The sequence below is a fragment of the Xanthomonas indica genome (assembly GCF_040529045.1).
Taxonomy (GTDB): Bacteria; Pseudomonadota; Gammaproteobacteria; order Xanthomonadales; family Xanthomonadaceae; genus Xanthomonas_A; species Xanthomonas_A indica.
Window position 1 is genome coordinate 2,885,115 of sequence record NZ_CP131914.1, and the last position, 13,598, is coordinate 2,898,712.

Consider the following 13,598-nt stretch of genomic DNA (forward strand, 5'->3'; position numbering starts at 1 on the left):
TCCGATGGCGGTCGCCACCTTGCTGTTGCCGGAGCGGGTCCGCCTGGCCGGCGCCGTGCTGGCCGGCGAGGTGGCGCGCGCGTTCGGCCGTGCCGACCGCACGCAGGCCGCGCCAGGTGGCGAGGCGCAGTTGCGCCGCCATTTCGCGCTGGCGGAGCAACCGCTGCCGGCCGCGGCGCTGACCCGGCAACTGGACGCCGGCGATGCCGGCGACGGCCTGTGGCTGCGCGCCGATCCGGCCTACGTTGTGCCGGACATGCAGGGCGCGCGGCTGATGGCGCATGGCGACATGCTGCCGCTCGACGCGGTCGACCTGGACGCGCTGCTGCCGGCGGTGCAGGCCTTGTTCGCCGAGAGCGGGTTGACCCTGGATGCGCCCGATCCGACCCGTTGGTACCTGCGCCTGCCGGCCGACAGCGTGCTGCCGGTGTTCACGGCGCCAGCGCAGGTACTCGGCGCGGACCTGTTCGATCACCTGCCGCAGGGCGAGGACGCGCGCCGCTGGCGTGCGTTGCTGACCGAGGCGCAGATCGTGCTGCACCAGCATCCATGGAACCGCGAGCGCGTCGCCCGCGGCCAGCCGGCGATCAATTCGCTGTGGTTCTGGGGCGGTGGCCGGCTGCCGGCGTCGGTCGGCACCGCGCATGCGCAGGTGCGCAGCCGCGATCCGCTGTTGCGTGCGCTGGCCCAGGCCGCCGGCATCGGGGTCGCCGAGGGCCAGGCGCCGCGGGTCGATGCGCTGGTCGACCTGCGCCAGCTGCGCGCGCCCGAGCAGTTCGTCGGCGAGGTGGTGCAGCCGCTGCTGCAGGCGCTGCGCGATGGCGAACTGCAGCAACTGCAGCTGGATTTCGAGGACGGCACCTGTTTCCGCATCGCCCACGCGCAACGCTGGCGCCTGTGGCGGCGGCCGCTGTCGCGCCTGGACGCATGAATGCCATCGCGCGCATCGTGCGGCGGCCCGCGGCGGCCGCGGCCGGCCCGTGGCACGAGGCCACCTTGCCGCTGTTGCGGCGCATCTATGCCGCGCGCGGCGCCCACGACAGCGGCCTGGCGCAGCCCAAGCTGGCGCAACTGCTGCCGCCCGATGCGCTGAGCGGCATCGACGCCGCGGTCGCGTTGCTGGCCGAGGCGATCGCGGCGCGCAAGCGCATCCTGGTGGTCGGCGATTTCGATTGCGACGGCGCCACGGCCTGCGCGGTGGCGGTGCGCGGGCTGCGCCTGCTCGGCGCTGCGCAGGTGCTGCACGCGGTGCCCAACCGCATGGTCCATGGCTACGGCCTGTCGCCGGCGCTGGTGGCGGAACTGGCGCCGTTGCAGCCGGACCTGCTGGTCACGGTGGACCACGGCATCGCCTGCCATGCCGGCGTCGCCGCGGCCAAGGCGCTGGGCTGGCAGGTGCTGGTCACCGACCACCATCTGCCGGGGCCGGCCTTGCCGCCGGCCGATGCCATCGTCGATCCGAACCTGGCCGGCGACGCGTTCCCGAGCAAGATGCTGGCCGGCGTCGGCGTGATCTTCTACGTGCTGCTGGCGTTGCGCCGGCACCTGCGCGCACACGGTGCGTTCGCGGCGGCGCCGCCGGACCTAGGCGTGCTGCTGGACCTGGTCGCGGTCGGCACCGTCGCCGACCTGGTGCCGCTGGATCCGAACAATCGGGCGCTGGTGTCGGCCGGTCTGCGCCGGCTACAGCGTGGCGAGGGCTGCATCGGCCTGCGCGCCTTGATCGAAGCCAGTGGTCGCGATCCGGCACGGCTCAGCGCCAGCGACATCGGCTTCGCGCTGGCGCCGCGGCTCAACGCCGCCGGCCGCCTTGAGGACATGGCCCTGGGCATCGAGTTGTTGCTGTGCGAGGACCCGCAGCAGGCGCGTGCGATCGCCGCGACGCTGGAAGAGATCAACGCCGAGCGCCGCGCCGTGCAGCAGCAGATGACCGACGAGGCCGAAGCGGTGGTGGCCAAGGCGCTGCTGGCCGCGCCCGAGCAGCCGCCGGTGGCGGTGTGCCTGTTCGATGCGCAGTGGCATCCCGGCGTGATCGGCCTGGTCGCGTCGAAGATGAAGGATCGCCTGCACCGGCCGGTGATCGCCTTCGCCCCGGCCGAGCCGGGCAGCACCCAGTTGCGCGGCTCGGCGCGTTCGATTCCCGGGTTTCACATCCGCGATGCGATGGCGGCGGTGGAGGCGCAGCGGCCGGGGCTGATGGAGAAGTTCGGCGGCCATGCCATGGCCGCGGGCCTGAGCCTGCCGCAGGACGCACTGGCCGAGTTCGAACAGGTGTTCCGCGCGCACGCGCTGGCGAGTCTGGACGCGGAACTGCTGCAGGCCGAACTGCTCAGCGACGGTGCGCTGGACCCGCACGAACTCGACCATCGCCATGCCGAGGCGTTGCGTCAGGGTGGGCCATGGGGGCAGGGCTTTCCCGAGCCGCTGTTCGACGGCGAATTCGAGGTGCTGCAGTGGCGCGTGCTGAAGGAGCGCCACCTCAAGCTGAGCCTGCGCTGCCCCGGCCGCGCCGAGCCCCTGAACGCCATCCACTTCAACGGCTGGCACGGTCGCGAACCGGGCCGTCGCGTGCATATCGCCTATCGCCTTGTCGCGGATGACTACCGCGGCGGCAGTGCGGTGCAGTTGGTGGTGGAGCACTGCCAGCCGCTGGGGGGCTGAGTCGCTGGGTGTCCGCCGGCGCACGTGGCGCCGCACCCTCACCCCAACCCCTCTCCCGATGGGAGAGGGGCTTAGCGTTCCCTTCTCCCTTCGGGAGAAGGTGCCCCGCAGGGGCGGATGAGGGTACGGGCGCAGCCTCGCATAGCCAATCCACGAGTGCTTCGCGCCGCACCCTCACCCCAACCCCTCTCCCGATGGGAGAGGGGCTGCTGGGCTGCGGGTTCGAGGTCGTGGTCGCCCATGCCGCGCCGGCGAGGAATCGTCGGCGCGCTACACTGCCGCGATGTCCGATCCCTCCGGCGCCAGCGCCTATTCCCGTTTCCAGCCCTGGCGCCGCAGCTTCGAAATCGGCTTCTGGGTCGCGCTCACCCTGATCAACGCCATTGCCAACAGCGTCACGGTGTTGATCGACATCCGCAACACCGGGCTGCATTTCGCCGCATGGGAGCCGGTGGTCTGGGAGTGGTCCAGCCAACTGATGTTCCTGCTGATCGTGCCGCTGGTGGTGCTGCTGACCCGACGCTATCCGCTGCACTGGGACACCTGGCGACGCCGGCTGCCGGGCTACCTGCTGGGCAGCGTGGCGCTGTCGGTGCTGCACGTGGTGGGGATGGTCGCCCTGCGCAGCCTGGTCTACCGCCTGCAGGGGCAGCAGTACAACTTCGGGCCGTGGCCGCAAGGGCTGGCCTACGAATACCTCAAGGACGTGCGCAGCCTGGCCTCGATTGCGCTGTGCGTGGAGATGTACCGGTTCCTGCTGCGGCGCTGGCAGGGCGAGGCGGCACTGCTGGGTGCGCCCGACGCCGGCCCGCCGGTGGGCTCGCTGGAGCGGCCGGAGCGCTTCCTGGTGCGCAAGCTGGGCCGCGACTTCCTGGTCGCCGCCGCCGACATCGAATGGCTGCAGGCGGCCGGCAACTACGTCAATCTGCGCGTGCGCGGCCACGACTACCCGCTGCGCAGCACCATGGCTGCGATCGAGGCGCGGCTGGACCCGGCGCGGTTCGTGCGCATCCACCGCAGCTACATCGTCAACCTGGCCAGCGTGGTCTCGATCGAGCCGCTGGAGGCGGGCGAGGCGCGGGTGCACCTGCGCGACGGCAGCCAGGTGCCGTGCAGCCGCCGCTACCGCGCCGCGCTGCGCGTGGCGGCCGGGGAGGGCGAGGTCGCCCCGGTCGAGTAGCGCTGTGGCGCAGCGGCCGGAATTGCTAGAATCGCGCTCTTGTCTGCCGGAAAAAGCCGCAATGATCGAACTCAATCCGATTCGCCACCGCATCGCCGATCTGTCCGATCGGGTGCTGTCGCTACGGGGGTTTCTTTGACTACGACGCCAAGAAAGAGCGTCTAGAGGAAGTCACCCGGGAGCTGGAAAGCCCCGACGTCTGGAACGACCCCGAGCGCGCCCAGGGCCTGGGCCGCGAACGCGCCAGCCTGGAGAAGACCGTCGGCGGCATCGCCAGCGTGCTCGATGGCCTGAACGAATCGCTGGAATTCCTGGAACTGGCCGAGAGCGAGAACGACGAGGCCACCGCGCAGGCGGTGCTGGCCGACGTCGACCGCTTCCAGGCGCAGGTGGAGAAGCTGGAATTCCAGCGCATGTTCTCCGGGCAGATGGACGCCAGCAACGCCTTCGTCGACATCCAGGCCGGCGCCGGCGGCACCGAGGCCCAGGACTGGGCCGAGATCCTGCTGCGCATGTACCTGCGCTGGTGCGAGTCGCGCGGCTGGAAGACCGAGCTGATGGAAGTCTCCGGCGGCGAAGTGGCCGGGATCAAGTCCGCCACACTGCGCGTGGAAGGCGATTTCGCCTATGGCTGGCTGAAGACCGAGACCGGCGTGCACCGGCTGGTGCGCAAGTCGCCGTTCGACTCGGACAACCGCCGCCATACCAGCTTCACCTCGGTGTTCGTGTCGCCGGAAGTGGACGACAACATCGACATCGACATCAATCCGGCCGACCTGAAGACCGACGTGTACCGCTCCTCCGGCGCCGGCGGCCAGCACGTCAACAAGACCGAGTCGGCGGTGCGCATCACCCACGTGCCCACCGGCATCGTGGTGGCCTGCCAGACCGGGCGCAGCCAGCACCAGAACCGCGACAACGCGATGAAGATGCTGGCCGCCAAGCTCTATGAGCTGGAGATCCAGAAACGCAATGCCGAACGCGACGCGGTCGAGGCGACCAAGTCCGACATCGGCTGGGGCAGCCAGATCCGCAACTACGTGCTCGACCAGAGCCGGATCAAGGACCTGCGCACTGGCGTGGAGCGCTCGGACACCCAGAAGGTGCTCGACGGCGACCTGGACGAGTTCGTCGAGGCCAGCCTCAAGTCCGGCCTGGAAGCCGGCGCGAAACGCAGCGACGCCTGAACCGGCGGCCTCCGTCCTGGCGACGGAGGCCGTGCGACGGCACACGGCCCCGTCGGCTGGTGCATTCTTTCCCTTCCTCACGCATCCCCCATCCCATGACCGAGCAGACCCCCGCGCCGTCCCTTCCCGTCGACGAGAACAGCCTCATCGCCGAACGGCGCGCCAAACTCGCCGCACTGCGCGCGCAGGGCGTGGCCTATCCGAACGATTTCCGCCGCAGCGACTTCGCCGGCGATCTGCAGGCCGAGTTCGCCGACACCGAGCGCTGGACTGCCGAGGCGCTGGAGGCGCAGGGCCGCAGCCTGCGCCTGGCCGGGCGCCTGTTGGCCAAGCGGGTGATGGGCAAGGCCAGCTTCGTGCAACTGCAGGACGAGTCCGGGCGCATCCAGTTGTTCCTGCAGGCCAACGCGCTGGGCGAGGCCTACGACGCCTTCAAGGGCTGGGACATCGGCGACATCATCGGCGTGGAAGGCGGGCTGACCCGCACCAAGACCGGCGAATTGTCGATCAAGGCCACCGGCCTGCGGCTGCTGACCAAGGCGCTGCGGCCGCTGCCGGACAAGTGGCACGGCCTGTCGGACGTGGAGCAGCGCTATCGCCAGCGCTACGTGGACCTGATCGTGTCGCCGGAGGCGCGCGAGGTGTTCGTCAAGCGCTCCAAGATCATCCGCGCCATGCGCGCCTGGCTGGACGCGCGCCGCTTCCTGGAAGTGGAGACGCCGATGATGCACTACATCCCCGGCGGCGCCACGGCCAAGCCGTTCACCACCCACCACAATGCCCTGGACCTGGACCTGTACCTGCGGGTGGCCCCGGAGCTGTACCTGAAGCGCCTGGTGGTCGGCGGCCTGGAACGGGTCTACGAAATCAACCGCAATTTCCGCAACGAAGGCGTCAGCACCCGGCACAATCCGGAATTCACCATGATGGAGCTGTACGAGGCCTACGCCACGTACCACGAGGTGATGGGCCTGACCGAAAACGTCATCCGCGACGTCGCCCGCGAGGTGCTGGGCACCACCCAGGTGCACTGGGACGGCGCCGACATCGACCTGGCGCCGGCGTTCCGCCGCTGGCGCATGGACGAGGCGGTGCGCCACCACAACCCGGAGATCAGCGCTGCCGACTGCACCGACCGCGAGGCGCTGCTGCGCCACTGCGAGCGGCTGAAGATCCGCATCAAGCCGTCCTACGGCTGGGGCAAGCTGCTGCTGGAGATCTTCGAGGCCACGGTCGAGCACACCCTGATCCAGCCCACCTTCATCACCGACCACCCGGTCGAGGTGTCGCCGCTGGCCCGCTCCAGCGACACCGAGCCGGGCTACACCGACCGCTTCGAACTGTTCATCAACGGCAAGGAAATTGCCAACGGCTTCTCCGAGCTCAACGACCCGGAAGACCAGGCGGCGCGGTTCCAGGCACAGGTGGCCGCCAAGGACGGGGGAGACGACGAGGCCATGCACTTCGACGCCGACTACATCCGGGCGCTGGAGGTGGGGCTGCCGCCGACCGGCGGCCTGGGCATCGGCATCGACCGGCTGGTAATGTTGCTTACCGGCAGCAGTTCGATCCGTGACGTGCTGCTGTTTCCGTACATGCGTCCGGAGGCTTAACCTAGCCCCGGACGAGGTGGCGCGGTTCTTGCAGCAGGCGTTGCACGCAAAAGGAAGTGAGGTGGACGGGTCGGCGTGAATGGGCGCCGGCGCGTTCCCGTTGTCGTCTCAGCAGCCCGCGCATGCGACGGGCGGAGGATTGCAGATGCATGATGCCAGCGTGAGCCTCTCCGGCGCGTCCTCGAACGGGGACCGTCTCCAATGGGCGGACGGAAACGACAATCGTTTGAACATCGTCATCGTCGACGATCAGACCTCCGCGCGCACGATGCTGCGGCATGTCATCGAGGACATCGCCCCGGAACTGACCGTGCGCGATTTCGGCGATTCGCAGGCCGCGCTGGCCTGGTGCGAAGCCGGCAAGGTCGATCTACTGCTGCTCGACTACCGCATGCCGGGCATGGACGGGCTGGAGTTCGCGCGGCGCCTGCGCCGGCTGCCCAAGCACCGTGACATCCCGATCATCCTGATCACCGTGGTCGGCGACGAGCCGATCCGCCAGGCCGCCCTGGAGGCGGGGGTGATCGACTTCCTGGTCAAGCCGATCCGCCCGCGCGAACTGCGGGCGCGCTGCCACAACCTGCTGCAGCTGCGGCTGCAGAGCGAGAACATCAAGCAGCGCGCGATGTCGCTGGAGCAGCGCCTGCTGGCCAGCATGCGCGAAGTCGAGGAGCGCGAGCGCGAGACCCTGTCGCGGCTGGCGCGGGCCATCGAGTACCGCGATGTCGGCACCAGCGCCTACCTGGAACGGATGGCGCACGTGGCCGGCCTGATCGCCGAGCAGCTGGGCCTGTCCGAGGACGAGGTGCGGGTCATCGAGATGGCCGCGAGCCTGCACGACATGGGCAAGATCGCCATCCCCGACGCGGTGCTGCTCAAGCCGGGCAAGCTCAACGAAGACGAGATGGCGGTGATGCGCATGCACCCGCGCATCGGCTACGAACTGCTCAGCGGCAGCCAGAACCGTTTCATCCAGGTCGGCGCGCTGATCGCCCTGCGCCACCATGAGCGCTACGACGGCAGCGGCTACCCGGACGGCCTGATCGGCGAGGCGATTCCGCTGGAAGCGCGCATCGTGGCGGTCGCCGACGTGTTCGACGCGCTGATCTCGCCGCGTCCCTACAAGGAGGCCTGGACCATGGACGCGACGCTGGCCTACCTGTACGCCCAGCGCGGCCGCCTGTTCGACCCGCGCTGCGTGGACGCGCTGTTCCGCGGCCGCGAGCAACTGCAGGTGATCTGCGAGAAATTCTCCACCGCCTCGGCGCGACCAGGAGTCTGACATGACCTCGGCGATCAGGTGGGTGCGGCAACGGTTCGCGGAGCGCAAGGATACCGAGCACGGCCAGGCGTTCGTCCGCATCTGCATGGTCGCGCTGATCCTGGTGTACGAACTGTCGTTCTCGCACACCTGGGACATCGCCCCGCGGCAACGCGCCTACGTCATCGGCCTGACCCTGATCTCGCAGGCGGTGGCTCTGGCCTTGATGACCTGGATCGTGGCCCGGCCGCAGCGCTCGGACATGCGCCGGATCATCGGCATGGTCGCCGACTACGGGCTCATGTCGATGGCGATGAGCGCGATCGGCGAACCGATGGCGTGCATCTACGTCGTCATCATGTGGGTCACCATCGGCAACGGCCTGCGCTACGGCAACCGCTACCTGTACCTGGCCGTGGCCATGGCGGTGGCCAGTTTCAGCATCACGCTGATGGCCAGCGACTACTGGATCGCCAATCGCGGGCTGGGCATCGGCCTGCTGGTCGGCCTGGCCGCCATCCCGCTGTATCTGTCCGGGCTGTTGCGGCAATTGACCTCGACGACCGCCGAGGCGCGCCGCGCCAGCGAGGCCAAGAGCCGCTTCCTGGCCAACATGAGCCACGAGTTCCGCACCCCGTTGAACGGCCTGTCGGGCATGACCGAGGTGCTGGCGACGACGCGCCTGGACGCCGAGCAGCGCGAGTGCGTCAACACCATCCAGGCCTCCGCGCGCAGCCTGCTGTCGCTGGTGGAGGAGGTGCTGGACATTTCCGCGATCGAGGCCGGCAAGCTGCGGCTCGACAAGCGCGATTTCTCGCTGCGCGAAACCCTGGAAGGAATCAGCCTGATCCTGCAGCCGCAGGCGCGGGCCAAGCGCCTGGCCTACCAGGTGGATGTCGCTCCCGACGTGCCGGACTATCTGTCCGGCGATCCGGGTCATCTGCGCCAGGTGCTGCTGAACCTGGCCGGTAACGCCATCAAGTTCACCGAGACCGGCCGGGTCGATATCCGGGTGCGCCTGCACAAGAACGAGCACGGGCAGCCGAAGCGCCTGAGTTTCGACATCGTCGATACCGGGATCGGGGTGACGCCGGACATGCGGCCGCGCCTGTTCGAGGCGTTCGAACAGGCCGACGTCGGCCTGGCGCGCCGCTACGAAGGCAGCGGCCTGGGCACCACGATTGCCAAGGGCCTGGTCGAGGCAATGGGGGGCAGCATCGGTTATCAGGAAAATGCCCCGCGCGGCAGCCACTTCTGGTTCGAACTGCCGTTCGTGGCCGCGGCGGTACCGGCATCGCCGGAGATCGGCGCGCCGGCGGCGAGCGTGCCGACGGCGGCCGAGGAGTTCGACACCAACGGCAACGTCATCGCGTTCTCCGACCCGTTCCTGCGCCACCGTGCGCGGGTGCGTGGCATGCGCATCCTGGTCGCCGACGACCACGCCGCCAACCGCATGGTGCTGCAGCGCATGCTGCAGAAGGCCGGCCATCGCGCCATCTGCGTCGACGGTGCGGAGGCGGTGCTGGATGCGCTGGCCGAGAGCGAGTTCGATGCGGTGATCGTCGACCTGCATATGCCCGGCATGAGCGGCCTGGACATGCTGCGGCAGTTGCGGGTGATGCAGGCCGGCGGGCCGCGCACGCCCGTCGTGGTGCTCAGCGCCGATGTCACCCCCGAGTCGATCCAGCGCTGCGAGCAGGCCGGCGCCCGCACCTTCCTGGCCAAGCCGGTGGTGGCCAACCGGTTGCTGGACACGCTTTCCGACATCGCGATGGAGGGACGCCTGCGTGCGGGCAGCGAGGCCGGCGTGCGGCAGATTGCGGTGTCGAGCGAAGGGGTGCTGGATGCGTCGGTTTTGGACGAACTCGCCGGGCTCGGCATGGGCGACGGGTTCGAACGCGAATTCATCTCGCAGTGCCTCAACGATGCCGAAGGCTGCCTCGGTGGCATGCAGATCGCCGGTGAAGCCGAGCACTGGGAACGCCTGCGCGAGCACGCGCATGCGATCAAGGGCGTCGCCAGCAATCTCGGCCTGGTACGGCTCGCCAGCCTCGGCGGCGAATTGATGCAGATGCCGGAATGGCAGGTGCGCAGCGAGTGGCGGGCACGGCTGATGGCGCTCAACGCCAGCCTGACCGAAGGCCGCGAGGCCCTGGATCTGCGTGCACGGCACAGCGCCGTGCAGGACGGCGAACTGCGCTGAGGAATGCCCGACGCGGAGCCGGGTCATCCCCCATTGCCGAAAGCAGCGCCCCGGGCTCAGGCGGCAAAGACGCCCGCCTGGGCGCGCCGGAGCTGGGCACGCACCAGCCGATCCATCGTCCGCAGCGACTTTTCGCCCAGGGCCAGCGCGGCGTCCACCCAGATTTCCGTCACCGCAAGCAACTCTTCGCGGCGCACCGGCTGCACCACCTTGCGCATCGCATTCATCGCCAGATGCGCCAGCGGCGCGCGCCGCTGTTGCTGGATCAGGTCGCGCACCGCGTCCTTGCCCTGGCCCTTGGGCACCAGCACGTCGACGATGCCCATGGCGTGCATCTCCTGGCTGCTGAAAACGTGACCTCCCAGGATGAGCTTTTCCGCGGCCTGCGGTGCGATGCGGCGGCTGAGGAACGAATACGCGCCCATGCCCGGGAACAGGCCGAACATGATTTCCGGCAGGCCCATGCCGACGTCCTCTTCGGCCACGATCAGGTGGCACGACAGCGCCATCTCCAGACCGCCGCCGAGCGCATCGCCTTGCAGCAGAGCGATGGTGCGGAAACTGCCGCCAAGTCCCTCGTGGAAACGGTGCACGCCATCGATGCAGCTTGTCGCGTAGGCCATCAGCCCGGCGCGGTCGCGGCGGCGGATGTAGTGGCCGAACAGTTCCAGATCGCCGCCCAGGTTGAACGCGCTGCCATCGGACGCCAGCACCAGGGTGCCCAGCCGCGCCGACGCCAGGTTGCGGGGCTGGCTGAGGGACGCGAGATAGCTGTGCATCTCGCGCATCAACGTGGGATGGAAGCAGGGCCGTTGCGTCGCGGCGTTGCCTGCATGCATGTACAACCAGTGGCTATCGTCGTCGTCGTCCGCGTCGATACGGATGCTGGAATAGGCGCGGGTACAGGGCAGCGTGTCGGTCATGCTCATGGCGGGCTCTCGGAAAGACGCCCGCGGAGATGGCGTGGCGCAGCGGGCGAATGCGTTTCCACCCGGCGGATGCTACACCCGGGTGCCGCGGCCGGAATTCGGCCCGCCAGCGCCGGCGCGGGCGCCGCGTGGGCGCCCGTCGGACCTGCTTATTGCGGCGGCGGCGCGTCGCGCAGCTCGCGCCGCAGGATCTTGCCGACGTTGGTCTTGGGCAGTTCCTTGCGGAACTCGACGATGCGCGGATGCTTGTAGCCGGTGAGGTTGGCGCGGGCGTGGGCCTTGACGTCCTCGGCGGTGAGGTTGGGGTCCTTCTTGACGATGACCACCTTGACCACTTCGCCGGATTTCTCGTCGGGCACGCCGACCGCGGCCACTTCGAGCACGCCCGGCATCATCGCGATGACGTCCTCGACTTCGTTCGGATACACGTTGAAGCCGGACACCAGGATCATGTCCTTCTTGCGGTCGACGATATAGAAGAAGCCCTGCGGATCCATCCGCGCCATGTCGCCGGTGTGCAGCCAGCCGTCGGCATCGATGGCGCTGGCGGTTTCTTCCGGCCGGCGCCAGTAGCCCTTCATCACCTGCGGCCCGCGGATGCACAGCTCGCCGACCTCGCCATGGGCCAGGATCTGGCCCTGGTCGTCCTTGACGCAGGCGTCGGTGGACGGAATCGGCAGGCCGATCGCGCCGTTGTACTCGGTCAGGGTCAGCGGGTTAATGCAGGCCGCCGGCGAGGTTTCGGTGAGGCCGTAGGCTTCGACCAGGGTGACGCCGGTGACCTGCTTCCAGCGCTCGGCCACCGCGCGTTGCACCGCCATGCCGCCGCCGAGGGTGAACTTCAGCGAGGAGAAGTCCACCTTGTCGAAGCCCGGCGTGTTGAGCAGGCCGTTGAACAGGGTATTGACGCCGGTGAAGGCGGTGAAGCGGGTCTTCTGCAGTTCCTTGACGAAGCCCGGCATGTCGCGCGGATTGCTGATCAGGTGGTTGAGCCCGCCGAGCTTCATGAAGACCAGCCCGTTCGCGGTCAGCGCGAAGATGTGGTACAGCGGCAGCGCGGTGATGATGACTTCCTTGCCTTCCTCCAGCTTGCCGGTCGCCGCGATCCAGGCGCCGGCCTGCAGCATGTTGGCGACCAGGTTGCGGTGGGTCAGCATGGCGCCCTTGGCCACGCCGGTGGTGCCGCCGGTGTATTGCAGGAAGGCGATGTCGTCCGGTGCGATGTCGATCGGCGGCAGCGTGTGCAGGCGGCCGAGGGTCAGCGCGTCACGGAAGCGGATCGCATTGGGGATGTCGTAATCCGGCACCAGCTTCTTGACGTACTTCAGGACGAAGTTGACCAAGGGGCCCTTGGGGAAGCCGAGCATGTCGCCCAGGCCGGTGGTGATGACCTGCTTGACGGGCGTGTCGGCCAGCACTTCCTGCACGGTGGTGCCGAAGTTGTCGATCACCACCAGCGCGCTGGCGCCGGAGTCGATCAGTTGGTGGCGCAGTTCGCGCGGGGTGTAGAGCGGATTGACGTTGACCACGGTCATGCCGGCCAGCAGCACGCCGAAGGTGGCGATGGGGTATTGCAGGCAGTTGGGCATCATCAGGGCGACGCGGTCGCCCTTCTTGAGTTGCAGTTCGCCCAGCAGGTAGCCGGCGAATTGCCGGGCCAGTTCTCCGGCCTCGCGGTAGGTCAGGGTCTTGCCGAAGTTGCAGTAGGCGGGGCGGTCTCCGAACTTGGCCACGGAGCTTTCGAAGACCGCGGCGACGGAGCGGTACTCGTCGACGTTGATGTCGGCGCCAACGCCGGCCGGATAACTCTGCAACCACGGACGATCCAGACTCATATTCCCCCTCCAGGAAACGTGTTGATTGGCTCACGACGGACAGTATCCGTCAGAACCGGCAACGGCAGCATACCGTTCCGTAGGGAAAAGGCGAACAGGGGCGGGGTGGTGGTGGCGGGGAGTCGTTGATTTTCTTGGGGTGTTGCGCTGGACGCTGAGCGCTTGAAATGCTTGGTCGAGGCGCATGTCTGTGTGGGATGCTGATCGCCAAGCATTGCCAAGCAACGGCTTTCGCCCTTGCGGGCGAGTTACTTTTCTTTGCTCGCGCAAAGAAAAGTAACCAAAAGAAAGCGCGCCCTGCCTTCGCGCCCTCCGCGCTGCGCGCTCCGGGTTCGCGTCCATCCCGGGGATCCGCGGAAGGGGCATCCTGCCCCTGCCGCGGACGGCGCACATCCATGTGCGCCGCCCTTCGGGTTTTTCCCCGGGCTGGCCGCCGCTTCGGAAGGGAACCCGGAAGAGCAGGAGCAAACGCAACAGCAACAGCAGCAACAGCAGCAACAGTAACAGCAACAGCAACAGCAACAGCAACAGCAACAGCAACAGCAACAGCAACGGAGGTCGTGGCTACGGATGAGTAACTGGACATGGCCATTTCGCTGCCGGCCGTGCTGCGCAGTGCAATAGCCGCCACTTGGGTCGCGCTTTCGCCGCCGGAAACCGACAAGCGAACTGGGCTGTGCTGCCAAACGTCCGGAGCACTTACCGTAGCAGGCCGCCGGTGGGCGAGCC

The 13,598-nt window shown here is 68.4% G+C and carries 10 protein-coding genes; 7 read left to right on the forward strand and 3 right to left on the reverse strand.

Annotation, left to right across the window (positions count from 1 at the left end; all coding sequences use genetic code 11):
- Positions 1–4 precede the first annotated feature (4 nt).
- The 7 genes from Q7W82_RS12540 (at position 5) to Q7W82_RS12570 (ending at position 10,105) form a co-directional block, all read left to right on the forward strand.
- On the forward strand, positions 5–931 hold the full coding sequence (locus tag Q7W82_RS12540) for a phosphoglycerate mutase (RefSeq protein WP_242161279.1): 927 nt from the start codon (positions 5–7) through the stop codon (positions 929–931).
- Positions 928–2,661, forward strand: a complete 1,734-nt coding sequence (gene recJ, locus Q7W82_RS12545) for a single-stranded-DNA-specific exonuclease RecJ (RefSeq protein ID WP_242161280.1) — start codon at positions 928–930, stop codon at positions 2,659–2,661. The genes Q7W82_RS12540 and recJ overlap by 4 nt, the downstream gene beginning before the upstream one ends.
- 283 nt (positions 2,662–2,944) lie before the next feature.
- Positions 2,945–3,841 (forward strand): LytTR family DNA-binding domain-containing protein, encoded by an 897-nt coding sequence (locus Q7W82_RS12550; RefSeq protein WP_242161281.1) that lies wholly within the window; start codon positions 2,945–2,947, stop codon positions 3,839–3,841.
- A 61-nt stretch (positions 3,842–3,902) separates the two neighbouring features.
- Positions 3,903–5,028 (forward strand): peptide chain release factor 2 gene (gene prfB / locus Q7W82_RS12555; RefSeq protein ID WP_100224025.1). Its coding sequence is split into 2 segments (ribosomal slippage): positions 3,903–3,977 and positions 3,979–5,028, totalling 1,125 coding nucleotides; the frame shifts between segments, so codons are not numbered across the junction.
- 95 nt (positions 5,029–5,123) lie between these two features.
- Entirely contained in the window at positions 5,124–6,641 is a 1,518-nt protein-coding gene (gene lysS, locus Q7W82_RS12560; RefSeq protein ID WP_242161282.1) for a lysine--tRNA ligase, read from the forward strand.
- Positions 6,642–6,786: 145 nt separating this feature from the next.
- Positions 6,787–7,923, forward strand: coding sequence for a two-component system response regulator (locus tag Q7W82_RS12565; RefSeq protein WP_242161283.1), 1,137 nt, complete (start codon positions 6,787–6,789; stop codon positions 7,921–7,923).
- Position 7,924: 1 nt separating this feature from the next.
- Positions 7,925–10,105 (forward strand): ATP-binding protein, encoded by a 2,181-nt coding sequence (locus Q7W82_RS12570; protein ID WP_242161284.1) that lies wholly within the window; start codon positions 7,925–7,927, stop codon positions 10,103–10,105.
- 56 nt (positions 10,106–10,161) lie between these two features.
- Here the strand turns inward: Q7W82_RS12570 and Q7W82_RS12575 are convergent, their stop codons facing one another.
- The 3 genes from Q7W82_RS12575 to Q7W82_RS12585 form a co-directional block, all read right to left on the reverse strand.
- Complete coding sequence (locus tag Q7W82_RS12575) at positions 10,162–11,034, reverse strand: crotonase/enoyl-CoA hydratase family protein (protein WP_242161285.1); 873 nt, start codon at positions 11,032–11,034, stop codon at positions 10,162–10,164.
- A 149-nt stretch (positions 11,035–11,183) separates the two neighbouring features.
- A complete protein-coding gene (locus tag Q7W82_RS12580) occupies positions 11,184–12,869 on the reverse strand; it encodes a long-chain fatty acid--CoA ligase (protein ID WP_160946660.1) in 1,686 nt (561 codons plus the stop codon).
- A gap of 30 nt (positions 12,870–12,899) precedes the next feature.
- Positions 12,900–13,421 (reverse strand): hypothetical protein, encoded by a 522-nt coding sequence (locus Q7W82_RS12585; RefSeq protein ID WP_242161286.1) that lies wholly within the window; start codon positions 13,419–13,421, stop codon positions 12,900–12,902.
- Between the last annotated feature and the right edge of the window lie 177 nt (positions 13,422–13,598).